Below are 14,904 nucleotides of genomic sequence, written 5' to 3'. Positions count from 1 at the left end.
AATCGTTCCCGTGATGCATCAGCAGAGGTCAGAGCCGCGCCTGTCACGATCCGGTGACACAGAAGACATCGACGGTCCCGAGGAGATCGAGGACATCGTCCTGCGTCTGGCCCCCCGCCTCGCCTACTTCGCCGGAGTCGCCCGCACCGAGCACGTCACCCGGGCCGCGCAGGAGATGCAGGTCCCGCAGTCGACGCTGTCGCGGGCCATGGTCCGCCTCGAACAGGACCTGGGCGTCGACCTGTTCGCCCGCCGGGGGCGCACGGTCTCCCTCACCCACGCCGGGCGCACCTTCCACGCCTCCGTCGAACGCGCCCTCACCGAGATCGAGCGCGCCGCCGACGAGGTCCGCGCCGACGCCGACCCCGCCACCGGCAAGGTCGCCTTCGGCTTCCTGCACACCATGGGCGCCGAGACCGTCCCCGGCCTCATCCAGGCCTTCCGCGCCGAGCACCCCCGCGTCCGCTTCAGCCTCGTCCAGAACTACGGCGAGGCCATGCTCGAACGCCTCCGCGCGGGCGAACTCGACCTCTGCCTCACCTCACCCGTCCCCGACGCCCCCGACCTGGTGGCCCGCCGCCTCGACGAACAGAAGCTCCGCCTGGTCGTCCCCGGCGACCACCGCCTCGCGGCCCGCAAACGCGTCCGCCTCGCCGAGGCCGCCGACGAAACCTTCGTCACCCTCGAACCCGGCTACGGCATGCGCCGCATCACCGACGACCTCTGCAAGGAGGCCGGCTTCAAGCCCCGTATCGCCTTCGAGGGAGAGGAGGCGGAGACACTGAGGGGCCTGGTGGCGGCGGGCCTGGGCGTCGCCCTCCTGCCCCCACCCGCCGTCCCGCGGCCGGGTGTCGTGGAACTGACGGTCACGGCCCCGAGAGCGGCCCGCGAAATCGGCGTGGCCTGGCTCGACGGCCACCCGGACACACCCCCGGTGGCGGCCTTCAAGAAGTTCCTGTTGTCGAGGAGGGGCCGTCTCCTCCACGACTGACTCGGGCGGCAGCCTTGCCTTCAAGGGGCGCGGGGAAATGCGCGACAAGCCCCCACGACCCGCAGCCGCGCAACGCCCCTCAGACACCCCTCTGCGGGCGAGCCACCCCGAACCCGGAGGCAAGCGGCATCCGCAACCCCAACGGCGGCGGAGCGGCGAGCGCATCCTCGACAGGCCGGGAGAACGCCCGCCCGAACAACGCCCCCATCACGAAATCCGAAGCCAACGCGTGCACCTCGTCCCGGTACTGCGTCAGCCCATGCCGATCCGCGTGCACCTCGAACCGGCAGATGTCGGGGTTCGTCTTCTTCGCCCGCGCCGCGAACCGGAACGACAGCTCGGGATCCACCCGCTCGTCGTTCGTCCCGTGCACGATCAGCACCCGCCGCCCCGCCAACTGCTTCACCGGTTCGGGCGGCGCCGCCACATCCTCCTCGGGCAACCAGGGAGCGACGGCCAGCACGGAGTTGACGGCCTCGTGCCCACCCGCGTGCAGCGCCGCCCGCGCCCCCATGTGGAGCCCGGCGAGACACACCGGTACGTCCCCGTACCGCCGGACCACCTCGTCCGCGGCCCACTCGGCGTCCCGCGCGAGCCGCGCCTCGGTGCCCCAGCCCCGGTAGCGGTAGTGGACGACATGGGCCGCCAGTCCCTCCGTACGGCCCGCGCGGACGAGCCGGCGGCCGAGGGCGCGCACGGAGGCCGTGGCCATCATGGGGGAGGGTCTGCGGGTGGATGCCTCGTCACCGGCCGGGAGCAGCAGAACCACTCCGCTGACCGTGCTCGGCTCCGGACCGATCGCCCGCCCAAGTCGGGGCGTACGGACCGGCATTGCTTGCTGCGCCATGACAGAACAGTGTCAGAAGAGATGGTGTACGCCACCCGTCCTGTGGGTCACCGTTGGGTATCGACGACATCGCCCGACGGGCGCTCTACGCGCGTAGGAGGTATCGTGCGAAAATGACGAACCAGACCGATCCGACCGGTACCACCCCGGATCCGGACCAGATCCGCCGGGCGCCCAAGGTTCTGCTGCACGACCACCTCGACGGCGGCCTGCGCCCCGGAACCATCGTCGAACTCGCCCGCGCCGGCGGGTACTCCCAACTCCCGGAGACCGACCCCGACCGGCTCGGCGCCTGGTTCCGCGAGGCCGCCGACTCCGGCTCGCTGGAGCGGTATCTGGAGACCTTCTCCCACACCGTCGCCGTCATGCAGACCCGCGACGCGCTGTTCCGTGTCGCCGCCGAGTGCGCCGAGGACCTCGCGGCGGACGGCGTCGTCTATGCCGAGGTCCGCTACGCCCCCGAACAGCACCTCGAAGGCGGCCTCACCCTCGAAGAGGTCGTCGAGGCCGTCAACGAGGGCTTCCGGGACGGCGAGCGGCGCGCCAGGGCCGACGGCCGGCGCATCCGCGTCGGCGCCCTGCTCACCGCCATGCGGCACGCGGCCCGCGCCCTGGAGATCGCCGAACTCGCCAACCGCTACCGCGACCTCGGTGTCGTCGGCTTCGACATCGCGGGCGCCGAGGCCGGCTACCCGCCCACCCGTCACCTCGACGCCTTCGAGTACCTCAAGCGCGAGAACAACCACTTCACCATCCACGCCGGGGAAGCCTTCGGACTCCCGTCCATCTGGCAGGCGTTGCAGTGGTGCGGCGCCGACCGGCTCGGCCACGGTGTGCGCATCATCGACGACATCCAGGTCCACGAGGACGGCTCCGTGAAGCTCGGCCGCCTCGCCTCCTACGTCCGCGACAAGCGCATCCCGCTGGAGCTGTGCCCCAGCTCCAACCTCCAGACCGGCGCCGCCCGTTCGTACGCCGAGCACCCCATCGGGCTGCTGCGGCGACTGCACTTCCGGGCCACCGTGAACACCGACAACCGGCTGATGTCCCACACGAGCATGAGCCGCGAATTCGAGCACCTTGTCGACGCTTTCGGTTACACGCTCGACGACATGCAGTGGTTCTCGGTCAATGCTATGAAGTCAGCATTCATTCCTTTCGATGAACGACTGGCCATGATCAATGACGTGATCAAGCCCGGATACGCCGAGTTGAAATCCGAATGGCTGTTCCGGCAAACGGCTTCCACCAGCGGTTCTGTCGACGAACAGAGCTGAACGGCGACTTCGGGAAGCGGTCACGCACCCGGCGACGCGGCCGCTTTTCGATGTTTGCCTCCGGCGGGACTTTGGTGTTTACGTTTCGGCACCGCTCACCACCCGTCAAACGCATTCCAAGGACGCATTCAACATGAAGCAGTCTGCTGCCAAGACCCTCGGTGTCGCCGTCGTCGGTGCCGCCATCGCCGCTGCGGGCGCGGGCGCCGCGAACGCCGCCCCGAGCGCGCCGGGTGCCCCCGACGCCTCCCAGGCCCTGGGCACCGTCACCCAGGCACTGCCCGTGGAGAACGTCACCAAGGCGCTGCCGGCCGCCGCCACCGCCGTCGCCCAGGGGCAGAGCGCGCTCGGCGCCGGCCTTGAGGCCGCCCAGCCCGCCGCCACCAACGTCCTCGCCGAGGGCCCCACCGCCCCCGTCGCCGGGCTGCTCGGCGGCCTCCCCGTCGGCAAGACCCTCCCCGCCAAGGGCCTCGGCGTCAACGGCCTGCCCCTCGGCGGCGGCCCCGCCGCCTGAGGCACACCACGCCATCCGTACGGGGCGCACCCTTTTTTCCAGGGTGCGCCCCGTCGGTGTGCGCGCCGGTCGGCCGACCGCGGTCGGTGGCACGCAGGACCGACCGCGTCGGTCCCTCGTGCGCGTCACCAAGCCGTGCGGGCCTTCCCTTCCGAGGGGAACAGGATCCAGAGGGCTATGTAGAGCAGGAACTGCGGGCCCGGAAGCAGGCACGACACCAGGAAGATCACGCGCATCGTGGTGGCGGAGGTGCCGAAGCGCCGTGCCAGCGCGGCACACACTCCGCCGATCATCCGGCCTTCGGTGGGGCGGGCAAGGCGGCTCATGGGGGCTCCTTCGTCGCGTAGGACGCCGGCCGGGGGCCGACGGTGGGGCGGGGCCTCCCTGTGGCCGCCGCTCTCATTTCCACACCATCGACGCTACGGTGACGAAGCGGACGAAGCGTCCCTCTACGGAGCCATCCCGACCCTGGGAATCGTCGGGGTCCGACCCTGAGGCAGCTCCGACAGCTCCTCCCGGCGCAGCCGCGCCGCCCGCACCCGGGTCTCCGCCCTCCGCCGCAACGCCGACCTGACCATCGGCACCAGCGCGACATGGGCGAGGCCCACACCGACCGCGTTCAGCAGGATCGAGTCGATGTCGACGACCTGTCCGGGAACCCCGGTCTGCAACAGCTCGATGGCCAGCGACAGCAGCGCCCCCGCCGTGACCGACCGGGCCAGCGAGGCGAACGGCGACACGCTCAGCCTCCCGTGCGCCATCGGCAGCAGGACACCCAGCGGAGCGAGCAGCGCCAGCCCCTCGACGATCCGGCGGACCGCCTCCGGCCAGCCCAGGGCCAGATCCGCTCTGATCCCCGCGAAGGGCCGCAGATTCGCGGGACTCATCCAGGTGACGTCCAGCGGACGCAGCGTGATCCAGGCAACGACCGCGAGATGTGCGGCGAGGAGGACACCCCCCGCCGCACGGACACGGATCCCGGCGCTACCGCCGTTCGTACCTTGAGGCTGCACGCCCCCCAAGACGCGCCCCTCGGCACGATCGGTTGCACTCGCCTTTTTTGGGGCTCGGTTCGCCTCCGGGGCGCCTGTGCCTGTGTCGAGGGGGCGATCGTGCTCGGCCCTCCTTCGTCGGGCGCTGCGCGCGTTCGCCCCCTCGACACAGGCGCGCCCCTTCGGCTCACTCGCCGGCCCCTGTTGCAGTGGGCCTGTGAAGGGGCCGTTGGCGGGAGAGGCGCCCGGGCGCGAACCCGTGACAGTGGGCGTCCCTCAGGAGCCGTTGATCTCCTCAGAAGGCGGGTTGCCCTCTCCCGGGGCCGACTGGGTCTCCTGGGTGCACTCGTAGCGTCGTAGTGACTCCGCGCTCGTGCTGCCCAGGACCACCGAGCCGTTGTCGCCGGCCGCCGCGGAGTCGGCGAAGGTGCAGACGATCTGGGCGAGGGCGTACTTGGGGAGGGCGTCGGGGGCCGTGGACAGGCGCAGGGCGTCCTCGGGGTCGCCGGGGGTGGGGCCAGTCACCGTGAGGCCGGCCGGGACGGCGGTGCTGTAGCCGGCCTCGTTCTCGACATCGCTGGGGGCGCTCGCCAGGGCGTCCAGCAGGCCCTGGGCGACGGCGACGCGCCGCTGGGCCTCCTCGGTGCCCTCGGCCACCTCCACCGAGCGGTTGACCCGCACGAGCGCCCCGGAGCAGAGCAGGAACACCTCGACCGGCATACCGGAGCTGGTCGCCTGGGTCGCGATGTCCGTCACCGACAGCTCGCACGGCACCATCGACGGCGCCGGCCCGAAGTCCGTCGGCACCTGCGTGGCCCGGATGCCGCAGCCCGCGAGCAGCCCGGCCAGCGCCCCGGTCGCGGCCAGGACCCGTACGCCCCGCGCGCGTGAGCCCCGTACGTGTGCGTCTCGTCTCGTCACTGACCGTTCCCCTCGGTGCCCGCAGGGCCGTCGGCGGCCTGGTCGTCGTCCCGTTCCTCCGCGAGCAGCGAGGACGCGTCGCGGGGCAGCCGCAGGGTGAAGACCGCGCCGCCCTTGGGGGAGTTGGCCGCGGTGATCCCGCCGCCGTGGATATGGGCGTTCTCCAGGGCGATGGACAGGCCGAGACCGCTGCCCTCGGAGCGGGGGCGCGAGGCGCTCGCCTTGTAGAAGCGGTCGAAGACGTGCGGGAGGACGTCCTCGGGGATGCCGGGGCCGTGGTCCTGCACCTCGATCAGCAGGTCCTCGCCCTCCGTGCGCACCGAGACGCGCACCGGGGAGCCGCCGTGCTTGAGGGCGTTGCCGATGAGGTTCGCCAGGATCACGTCCAGGCGGCGCGGGTCCAGGTTGGTGATGATGCCGCGCTCGGCGTCCAGGTCCACCGCGTCCAGCCAGGCGCGGGCGTCGATACAGGCGGTGATCTGGTCGGCGATGTCCACGTCGTCGAGGACGAGACGGGCCGTGCCCGCGTCGAAGCGGGTGACCTCCATCAGGTTCTCGACCAGGTCGTTCAGGCGCCGGGTCTCGCTGACGACGAGCCGGACGGCCGGTTCGATCATGGGGTCGAGGCTGCCCGTGTCGGCGTCCAGCTCCTCCTCCAGCACCTCCGTGACGGCGGTGATCGCCGTCAGCGGCGTACGGAGTTCATGGGACATGTCGGCGACGAAGCGGCGGGACGCCTCCTCGCGGGCGCTCATGTCGTCGACCTTCTTCTCCAGTGACTCCGCCGCGAGGTTGAACGTCCGGGAGAGGTCGGCCAGTTCGTCCGTGCCGGAGACGCGCAGCCGGGTGTCGAGCTTGCCCTCGCCGAGGCGCCGGGCGGCCACGCCGAGGCGCTGCACCGGCTTCAGGACGGTTGTCGCGGCGGCCTGCGCCAGCAGCGCCGAGCCGATCAGCGACAGACCCGTGGCGATACCGAGCGACCAGGCCAGCGAGTTGAGGTCCTTGGCCTCCTCCGCGAGGGACTTGCGCATATAGCCCGTCGGTCCGCCGCCGATCATCTTCGCGCCGCCCACCAGGTACGGGGTGTCGCCGTCGATGACCCGCTGCCAGTACACGTGGTACGCGTGCTTGTTGCCAGACGTGAGCTTCTGCCGCTTGTCGACGGCCTTCTGCAGGGACGCGGGCACGTCCTCCAGCGAGAAGCCGTCGAGCGCGTTGTCGGTCGAGGATCCGGAGACCGTCTCGCCGTCGGCGCCCTCGGCGACGAGCAGCACGCTGGAGCGCTCGCCGCCGTCCGCCATCTTCCGGGCCGCGATGCGCAGTTGGTCCTGGGTCGGGTTCGGGCGCAGTGTGCTCACATGGCTCTGCATCTCGCGCTCGAAGTCGTTGAGCGCCGCGTCCTGCGCGCGCGTCTGCACGGCCTCGCGGTTGAGCCAGTACGCGATACCGGACGCCGAGACGGCCGCCGTGAGCGCCACCAGACCGAAGACGACCACCAGCCGCAGCCGCAGACTGGTGAAACGGATCCGGGACTGCACTTTCCTGCGAGCCGCGGCCCAGCCGCGGATCCCCCCTCGGGCCTTCGTCACTGAGGCGTGTCCAACCGGTAGCCCACGCCGCGCACGGTACGGATCAGGGTCGGCGACGACGGTACGTCCTCGACCTTGGCGCGCAGCCGCTGTACACACGCGTCCACCAGGCGGGAGTCGCCCAGGTAGTCGTGCTCCCACACCAGACGCAGCAACTGCTGGCGGGACAGGGCCTGTCCGGGGCGGCGGCTCAGCTCCAGGAGCAGCCGCAGCTCGGTGGGCGTCAGCTGGAGGTCCTCGCCGTTCTTCGTCACGGTCATCGCCGCGCGGTCGATCACCAGGGAGCCGAAGGTCGCCGCGTCGTTGGCCTCGCGCTCACCGCGCCGCAGCACCGCGCGGATCCGGGCGTCCAGGACCCGCCCCTGCACGGGCTTGACCACGTAGTCGTCCGCGCCCGACTCCAGGCCCACCACGACGTCGATGTCGTCACTGCGGGCGGTCAGCAGGATGATCGGCAGCTGGTCGGTGCGCCGGATGCGCCGGCACACCTCGAAGCCGTCGATTCCAGGCAGCATCACGTCCAAAACGATCAGATCCGGCCGCTGTTCGCGCAGCAGCTTGAGACCATCCTCGCCGGTGGCGGCGGTGGCGACACGGTGCCCCTGGCGCGTCAGTGAGAGCTCCAGGGCCGTGCGGATGGCGTCGTCGTCCTCGATCAGCAACAGGGAAGGCACGGGCTCATTCTGGCCCATGGCATGGCGCCGAATCGACCGTTGGAGCGCTCCCACCCGACACCCGCACAGGATCGTGCCGTTCGCGTAGCCGTACGACTCTTCTCTGTGATCGGCCTGTGGTCCGGCTGGGCCCCGCCCATGGCCCGACCCCTGTGACAGGTCTGTGACAGTCGGCGGACACGGCCATGAAGGTGAACGGGCAATCTTTTCGGCACAGGCAAGGAAACACCGCCCGACAGCACCAGGGGGCGGAGCCGGGGGAAGCACCAACGAGCACCACAGCAACGAGAACCACAGCACAGCACCACAACCGGAACTCCACGACGGGGGGCGCGAGATGAACACGCTGCACAGCACCAGCACTAGCGCAGTTGTCACGCGGCTCCACGACGTCGTCCGGAGCACGGAGAAGTCCGGCGCCGCGATCGGGCGGGGGTGCGCTCGCGGCGCCGGGCGTCAGCACACCACGTACATCTCGGTGGTTGACGCACACGTGGGGGGAAGCACCACGGGGGTAACGGGGGTCACCCACGGGGGAACGGGGACCGCGTACGGGGAGGGCACGGGGGAACGCCGGTCTGTGTCGGAGGCGGAGTTCACCGCCTACGTCCAGGAGCGTCGTGCCTCCCTGTACGCAACCGCCTACCACCTGACCGGAGACCGGTTCGAGGCCGAGGACCTGCTGCAGAGCGCGCTGTTCTCGACCTACCGGGCCTGGGACCGGATCAGTGACAAGGCCGCGGTCGGGGGCTACCTCCGCCGCACCATGACCAATCTGCACATCAGCGCGTGGCGCCGCCGCAAGCTGAACGAGTACCCGACCGAGGAGCTGCCGGAGACCGCCGGCGACACGGACGCGATGCGCGGCACCGAACTGCGCGCCGTCCTGTGGCAGGCGCTCGCCCGGCTCCCCGAACTCCAGCGGACGATGCTGGTCCTCCGTTACTACGAGGGCCGCACCGACCCGGAGATCGCGGAGATCCTCGACATCAGTGTCGGCACGGTGAAGTCCAGCATCTGGCGGTCGCTCCGCCGGCTGCGCGAGGACGAGGTCCTCAGCTTCGGCCGTGACGAGGAGGAGTCCTTCGGGGAGCTTGTCGCCTGAAGGTCTGTGGGGGGAGCAGGTAACGGGGGAAAAGCGGGGGGAGTACGGGGGAACACGGGGGAATCCAGGGTCGTCACGGTGGCGCGGGGGAGCGCCGGCGCGACGATCGGGGGGAAACCGGCGGGGTCCGGGGGGACCACGACGGTGCACCACGGGGGAACGTGGGGGATCACGGGGGAAGCGGGACTGGAGGGCCGGGGGGTCCATCCAGTCCCGTTTTCATGTCCGCCCCCGGGTCAGGGCGCGTGTCAGGCCGTGGCCTTCGCGCAGTGGCCCGCGGCGGCGGCCGCCAGTCGGCCCAGGGCCTCGTCCCGGTCGCAGGGGTGGGCGCCCAACTCCGTCTGGCGGGCCACGATCGAGCGCTCCAGCCGCATCAGCCGCCAGCCGCGCCGCAGCAGGAACGGCACCGACTTGCGGCCCTCCTTCAGGTCGCGCAGGAAGCGGCGGCGGAACGTCTTCACCGGACCACGGGTCAGACACAGCGCGTCCGCCAGCAGCCCAAGTTCACGGCAGCGCCCGACGATCTCGGCGGCGAAGATGCCCTCGGCGATGAACACCGGGGTCGGCCCGATGTGCAGGGCCTCCGCGCCGGTCCGCGCGCTGAGCGAGATGTCGTACGCCGGGACGGTCGTACGGCCCGTGCGGCACAGCTCCTCGATCGCCGCGACCGCGACGTCCGCGTCCCACGACAGCGGGTGGTCCCAGTCGATGTCCGCGCTGCCCTCCACCTGCGGCAGCGTCGGGTCGTCGCCCTCCTTGTAGAAGTCGTCGAGCCGCAGCACGGGCAGGCCGGAGCGGGCGGCGAGGAGGGATTTGCCCGAGCCGGACGGGCCGGACAGCAGCACGACTCGGGTCGGTATCGAAGGATTCGGGAGATGCGAACTCACGAGAGTCCAGTGTGAGGCATCACGACGCTCTCGCCGAGACGGCGGGTCGCCCTTGGAGCGCACATCACACCTCAACTACCGTACGTGTCTCCATGATTACTTTCCGCAAGGGAATCGCACAGGACAAGGTGGCACCGCTGATGGCTCGACTCTCGGCTTCCCAGAACCCCACCGCACGGCGCGCGTTGCTGGCCGTCACCACCGCCGGGGTCGCGCTCGGCGCGGGCGCGGGTACGGCCGCCGCGGCGGACGGCGCCGCCCCGGTCGTCGACGTGATGCGCACCCGGCCCACATCGCTGGGCAAGATCGACCCGCAGGCCGGCCTCCAGGCCCTGACCGGCACGGTCGGCTATGTCACGGGCCCGGTCGCGGGCCTGAAGCCCAACCCGCTGGCGGGCACCGGGGTCGACCCCCTCGACAATGGCGTGGGCACGCAACTGGCCGACTTCAAGCCGCTCACGTCGACGGCGTTGACCGGGCCGGTGGCGCAGGCGCCGTCGATCGGGAGCATTCCGGTGGTGGGCCAGGTGGTGGGTGGGTTGCGCTGAGTGCCCCGTAAGGGGCGCGGGGAACTGCGCGACCAGCCATGGACGGTCCGCACCGCCGCGACGGCCGGCAGTTCCCCGCTCCTCCTCGTATCAGTACGCCGACCCCGACGCGCCCAGCGACCCCGTCGGGTGCCACACCGTCTTCGTCTCCAGGAACGCCGTCATGCGGTCGATTCCGGGGGTCGCCGACCAGTCGTCCACAGGCTGTGGACGGAGAACGCGCTTCAGGTTGTCCGCCGCCGCGATCTCCAGTTCCTTCGCCAGGACGTCGTCCGCGCCGGCCAGGTCGATCGCGTTGACGTCCTGGTGGGCGGCGAGGGGGGCCGCGATCTCCGCCGTACGGCCGGAGAGGACGTTGACGACACCGCCGGGGACGTCGGAGGTGGCCAGCACCTCGCCCAGCGACAGCGCGGGGAGCGGGGACTTCTCGCTCGCGATCACGACCGCCGTGTTGCCCGTGGCGATCACCGGGGCGAGGACCGAGACCAGGCCCAGGAAGGACGACTCCTGGGGGGCCAGGACCGCGACCACGCCCGTCGGTTCGGGGGAGGAGAGGTTGAAGTACGGGCCCGCGACCGGGTTTCCGCCGCCGACCACCTGGGCGATCTTGTCGGTCCAGCCCGCGTACCAGACCCAGCGGTCGATCGTCGCGTCCACGACCACGGCCGCCCTGGACTTCGACAGGCCCTCCGCGTCGGCCACTTCCCGTACGAACTGGCCCTTGCGGCCCTCCAGCATCTCCGCGACGCGGTAGAGGATCTGGCCCCGGTTGTACGCCGTCGCGCCGGCCCAGCCGCCGAACGCCTTGCGGGCGGCGACCACCGCGTCACGGGCGTCCTTGCGGGACGAGAGCGGGGCGTTGGCCAGCCACTTGTCCTTCGAGTCCGTCACCTCGTACACCCGGCCGCTCTCGGAACGCGGGAACTTCCCGCCGACGTACAGCTTGTAGGTCTTGAAGACGCTGAGACGGTTCTGCTCGGTCTTGTCGGTCTTGTCAGACATCGAGGTACGCCTCCAGGCCGTGACGACCGCCCTCGCGGCCGAAGCCCGACTCCTTGTAGCCGCCGAACGGCGACGTCGGGTCGAACTTGTTGAACGTGTTGGACCAGACGACGCCCGCGCGCAGCTTGTTCGCGACGGCCAGGATCCGGGAGCCCTTCTCGGTCCAGATGCCCGCCGAGAGGCCGTACGGGGTGTTGTTGGCCTTGGCGACGGCCTCGTCCGGGGTGCGGAAGGTGAGGACGGAGAGGACCGGGCCGAAGATCTCGTCGCGGGCGACGGTGTGCGCCTGGGAGACGTTCGTGAAGAGCGTCGGGGCGAACCAGTAGCCGGCGGACGGCAGTTCGCAGGCCGGGGACCAGCGCTCGGCGCCCTCGGCCTCGCCGCGCTCGACGAGCGAGGTGATCCGGGTGAGCTGTTCCTCGGAGTTGATCGCGCCGATGTCCGTGTTCTTGTCCAGCGGGTCGCCGAGGCGGAGCGTGGAGAGACGGCGCTTCAGGGAGTCGAGCAGCTCGTCCTGGATCGACTCCTGGACCAGGAGGCGGGAGCCCGCGCAGCAGACCTGGCCCTGGTTGAAGAAGATGCCGTTCACGATGCCCTCGACGGCCTGGTCGAGGGGGGCGTCGTCGAAGACGATGTTCGCGCCCTTGCCGCCCAGTTCGAGGGTGAGCTTCTTGCGGGTGCCCGCGACCGTCTTCGCGATCTGCTTGCCGACGGCCGTGGAGCCGGTGAAGGCGACCTTGTTGACGTCCGGGTGCGCGACCAGGGCCGCGCCCGTGTCGCCGTAGCCGGGGAGGATGTTGACGACACCCTTCGGCAGGCCCGCCTGGCGGCAGATGTCAGCGAAGAACAACGCCGACAGGGGGGTGGTCTCCGCCGGCTTCAGGACGACCGTGTTGCCCGTCGCGAGGGCCGGGGCGATCTTCCAGGCCAGCATCAGGAGCGGGAAGTTCCAGGGGATGACCTGGCCCGCCACGCCCAGGGGGCGGGGGTTCGCGCCGAAGCCCGCGTGGTCGAGCTTGTCGGCCCAGCCCGCGTAGTAGAAGAAGTGCGCGGCGACCAGGGGGAGGTCGGCGTCCCTCGTCTCCTTGATGGGCTTGCCGTTGTCCAGGGTTTCGAGGACGGCCAGCTCGCGGCTGCGCTCCTGGATGATGCGGGCGATGCGGAACAGGTACTTCGCGCGCTCCGCGCCGGGGAGCGCGGACCACTTCTCGAAGGCCTTGCGGGCCGCCTTCACCGCGCGGTCCACGTCCGCCTCGCCCGCCTGGGCGATCTCGGAGAGGACCTCCTCGGAGGCGGGGCTGACCGTCTTGAAGACCTTGCCGTCGGCGGCCTCGGCGAACTCGCCGTCGATGAACAGGCCGTAGGAGGGGGCGATGTCGACGACCGCCCGGGACTCGGGGGCCGGTGCGTACTCGAATGCGGAAGCCATGGGGATCAGTCCACCGTCACGTAGTCGGGGCCGGAGTAGCGGCCGGTGGCCAGCTTCTGGCGCTGCATCAGCAGGTCGTTGAGGAGCGAGGACGCGCCGAAGCGGAACCAGTGGTTGTCCAGCCAGTCCTCGCCGGCGGTCTCGTTGACCAGGACGAGGAACTTGATCGCGTCCTTGGTGGTGCGGATGCCGCCGGCGGGCTTCACACCGATCTGGACGCCTGTCTGGGCGCGGAAGTCGCGGACGGCCTCCAGCATGAGGAGGGTGTTGGCGGGGGTGGCGTTCACCGCGACCTTGCCGGTCGAGGTCTTGATGAAGTCGGCTCCCGCGAGCATGCCGAGCCAGCTGGCCCGGCGGATGTTGTCGTACGTCGAGAGCTCGCCGGTCTCGAAGATGACCTTGAGACGGGCGGCGGTCCCGCAGGCCTCCTTCACGGCGGTGATCTCGTCGTACACCTTCAGGTAGTTCCCCGCGAGGAACGCGCCCCGGTCGATGACCATGTCGATCTCGTCGGCGCCGGCGGAGACGGCCTCGTGGACGTCGGCCAGCTTCACCGAGAGGGGGGCGCGGCCGGCCGGGAAGGCGGTGGCGACGGAGGCGACCTTGACGGTGGAGCCGGCGACGGCCGCCTTGGCCGTGGGCACCATGTCCGGGTAGACGCAGACCGCCGCCGTGGCCGGGGCCGTACGGTCGCCGGGGTCGGGGAGGACCGCCTTGGCGCCGAGGGACCGGACCTTGCCCGGGGTGTCCGCGCCTTCCAGTGTCGTCAGGTCGACCATGGAGATGGCCAGGTCGATGGCGTACGCCTTGGCGGTCGTCTTGATGGAACGGGTGCCGAGCGAGGCGGCGCGCGCCTCCAGGCCGACCGGGTCGACGCCGGGCAGCCCGTGGAGGAAGCGGCGCAGCGTGCTGTCGGACCCGGTGACGTCGGCGAGAGCGTGGGGTGCAGCTGTGGACATGGTCACCAGACGAGCATATCTACGCGCGTAGCGGGTGTACAGCCCTCGGATTGATTGATGGGCGCCCGAGGGGGTGGGGGTGCTTGTCGTATGGCGGGTGCGGGTGAGTGGGGCTTCCCGCGCAGTTCCCCGCGCCCCTCGCGGGGGGCGCGACCTCGGCTGCGGGCAGGTGCCGGGCGTCGGGCAGAATCGGACGTATGAGCAACCCGGATCGACCGTCGCCCGAGTCGGAGCGCACGCCTGCGCCCGAGGCCTCGAAGCCGGCGCCCGCCAAGCCCGTGTACCAGGACCGGGTGTACCGGTCGCCCGCCGGGCTGGTGGGCGGGGTGGCGCTGCTCGCGCTGTTCGCCTGGCTCGGCGGGGACGCGGTGGTGTCGGGGGAGGGGCGGACGCCCTGGCTGGCGCTGGCCTCGATGCTGGTGGCCGTACCGCTGGTGGTCGCCTTCTCGGTGCGGCCGGCCGTGTTCGCCAATGACGACCGGCTGCGGGTGCGGAACCCGTTCCGGGTGATCGAGCTGCCCTGGGCGCAGGTCGTGTCGCTGCGCTCCGGTTACACCAATGAGGTGATCGACGAGAGCGGCACCAAGTACCAGCTCTGGGCGATCCCCGTCTCGCTGCGCGGCCGGAAGAAGGCCGCCCGGCAGCAGGCCCGGGACGCCCGGCGGGCCTCCCGGGGCGACGTCGGCGGCCGTACGTCCGTGGATGCGGGGCCCGTGCGGGCGGAGACCGATCAGGTCATGGCCGATCTGCGGGAGCTGTGCGAGGCGCGGGCGAAGGCGGCCGGGTCGCAGGGGGAGCCGAGTGTGCGGTGGGCCTGGGAGGTCATGGGGCCCGCGGTGGCGGGGGCCGTGCTGCTGGCGGTGCTGATCGCGCTGGGGTGACCCCGCGCGGTGTCCCGCGGTGAACGCGCTGTCCTGCGGTGAATCAGGGAGCGCGGTGGCGTGGCCGCTGTGCGTCGGGCGCTTTCAGCGTGGGCGCTGTGGGTCTGGCGCTTTCGGCGGGGCGCTGTGCGTCGGGCGCTTTCAGGCAGAGGGCTCGGGCATTTGTTCTATGGTGGCGGGAAACGTGCCGGACGAGACGTCCGGAAAGCATGTGACAACCCAACTCCCCGTGAACCAGGGTGCGTTGGGCCAGAACGTGCCCGTGCGTCCCGCCTCCACAGCTTGGTC

16 protein-coding genes are annotated in these 14,904 nt (G+C 71.0%); 6 read left to right on the top strand and 10 right to left on the bottom strand.

Annotated features, from left to right (window positions below; all coding sequences use genetic code 11):
• The first annotated feature begins 10 nt into the window (after positions 1-10).
• Positions 11-991, top strand: coding sequence for a LysR family transcriptional regulator (locus ABT147_RS05170; RefSeq protein WP_351402789.1), 981 nt, complete (start codon positions 11-13; stop codon positions 989-991).
• A 79-nt stretch (positions 992-1,070) separates the two neighbouring features.
• Here the strand turns inward: ABT147_RS05170 and ABT147_RS05165 are convergent, their stop codons facing one another.
• A complete protein-coding gene (locus ABT147_RS05165; RefSeq protein WP_351402788.1) occupies positions 1,071-1,838 on the bottom strand; it encodes a prolyl oligopeptidase family serine peptidase in 768 nt (255 codons plus the stop codon).
• A gap of 113 nt (positions 1,839-1,951) precedes the next feature.
• Between ABT147_RS05165 and ABT147_RS05160 the strand changes: the two genes are divergently transcribed.
• Together ABT147_RS05160 and ABT147_RS05155 are read left to right on the top strand one after the other, a co-directional pair.
• Positions 1,952-3,115 (top strand): adenosine deaminase, encoded by a 1,164-nt coding sequence (locus ABT147_RS05160; protein ID WP_351402787.1) that lies wholly within the window; start codon positions 1,952-1,954, stop codon positions 3,113-3,115.
• Between the two features lie 133 nt (positions 3,116-3,248).
• On the top strand, positions 3,249-3,629 hold the full coding sequence (locus tag ABT147_RS05155) for an ATP-binding protein (protein ID WP_351402786.1): 381 nt from the start codon (positions 3,249-3,251) through the stop codon (positions 3,627-3,629).
• Between the two features lie 125 nt (positions 3,630-3,754).
• Here ABT147_RS05155 and ABT147_RS05150 read toward each other — a convergent pair whose 3' ends face one another.
• The 5 genes from ABT147_RS05150 to afsQ1 all read right to left on the bottom strand — a co-directional run bounded on the left by ABT147_RS05150 (position 3,755) and on the right by afsQ1 (position 7,805).
• A complete protein-coding gene (locus ABT147_RS05150) occupies positions 3,755-3,955 on the bottom strand; it encodes a PspC domain-containing protein (protein WP_037694490.1) in 201 nt (66 codons plus the stop codon).
• A 123-nt stretch (positions 3,956-4,078) separates the two neighbouring features.
• Positions 4,079-4,642 (bottom strand): VanZ family protein, encoded by a 564-nt coding sequence (locus tag ABT147_RS05145; RefSeq protein WP_351402785.1) that lies wholly within the window; start codon positions 4,640-4,642, stop codon positions 4,079-4,081.
• 255 nt (positions 4,643-4,897) lie between these two features.
• Positions 4,898-5,542, bottom strand: a complete 645-nt coding sequence (locus tag ABT147_RS05140) for a hypothetical protein (protein ID WP_351402784.1) — start codon at positions 5,540-5,542, stop codon at positions 4,898-4,900.
• Entirely contained in the window at positions 5,539-7,080 is a 1,542-nt protein-coding gene (locus tag ABT147_RS05135; protein ID WP_502983026.1) for an ATP-binding protein, read from the bottom strand. Before ABT147_RS05135 ends, ABT147_RS05140 begins: the two co-directional genes overlap by 4 nt.
• A 47-nt stretch (positions 7,081-7,127) precedes the next feature.
• Complete coding sequence (afsQ1, locus tag ABT147_RS05130; RefSeq protein WP_013001223.1) at positions 7,128-7,805, bottom strand: two-component system response regulator AfsQ1; 678 nt, start codon at positions 7,803-7,805, stop codon at positions 7,128-7,130.
• A 337-nt stretch (positions 7,806-8,142) separates the two neighbouring features.
• Here afsQ1 and ABT147_RS05125 point away from each other — a divergent pair, with 337 nt between their 5' ends.
• Positions 8,143-8,910, top strand: a complete 768-nt coding sequence (locus ABT147_RS05125; RefSeq protein WP_351402782.1) for a SigE family RNA polymerase sigma factor — start codon at positions 8,143-8,145, stop codon at positions 8,908-8,910.
• A 248-nt stretch (positions 8,911-9,158) separates the two neighbouring features.
• Here ABT147_RS05125 and ABT147_RS05120 read toward each other — a convergent pair whose 3' ends face one another.
• Positions 9,159-9,797 (bottom strand): uridine kinase family protein, encoded by a 639-nt coding sequence (locus ABT147_RS05120; protein ID WP_351402781.1) that lies wholly within the window; start codon positions 9,795-9,797, stop codon positions 9,159-9,161.
• Between the two features lie 140 nt (positions 9,798-9,937).
• Here ABT147_RS05120 and ABT147_RS05115 point away from each other — a divergent pair, with 140 nt between their 5' ends.
• A complete protein-coding gene (locus ABT147_RS05115; protein WP_351402780.1) occupies positions 9,938-10,345 on the top strand; it encodes a hypothetical protein in 408 nt (135 codons plus the stop codon).
• A gap of 90 nt (positions 10,346-10,435) precedes the next feature.
• On the opposite strand, the gene ABT147_RS05110 is transcribed toward ABT147_RS05115, so the two are convergent.
• From ABT147_RS05110 to deoC, 3 genes are read right to left on the bottom strand one after another with little or no spacing between them, the layout of a single operon-like run.
• Positions 10,436-11,347 carry an aldehyde dehydrogenase family protein gene (locus ABT147_RS05110; protein WP_351402779.1) on the bottom strand — a complete coding sequence of 304 codons (912 nt, stop codon included), beginning with the start codon at positions 11,345-11,347 and terminating at the stop codon, positions 10,436-10,438.
• A complete protein-coding gene (locus tag ABT147_RS05105) occupies positions 11,340-12,776 on the bottom strand; it encodes an aldehyde dehydrogenase family protein (RefSeq protein WP_351402778.1) in 1,437 nt (478 codons plus the stop codon). The genes ABT147_RS05110 and ABT147_RS05105 overlap by 8 nt, the downstream gene beginning before the upstream one ends.
• 5 nt (positions 12,777-12,781) lie before the next feature.
• On the bottom strand, positions 12,782-13,735 hold the full coding sequence (deoC, locus tag ABT147_RS05100; protein WP_351403013.1) for a deoxyribose-phosphate aldolase: 954 nt from the start codon (positions 13,733-13,735) through the stop codon (positions 12,782-12,784).
• 197 nt (positions 13,736-13,932) lie between these two features.
• Between deoC and ABT147_RS05095 the strand changes: the two genes are divergently transcribed.
• Positions 13,933-14,616: a PH domain-containing protein gene (locus ABT147_RS05095; RefSeq protein ID WP_351402777.1), complete on the top strand. Its 684-nt coding sequence runs from the start codon at positions 13,933-13,935 to the stop codon at positions 14,614-14,616.
• Positions 14,617-14,904: the final 288 nt, after the last annotated feature.

This window comes from Streptomyces sp. NPDC001868, from assembly GCF_040297125.1.
Classification (GTDB): Bacteria; Actinomycetota; Actinomycetes; order Streptomycetales; family Streptomycetaceae; genus Streptomyces.
Note: the sequence above shows the minus strand (reverse complement) of the source record. Positions and strands in the feature narration are given on the sequence as shown.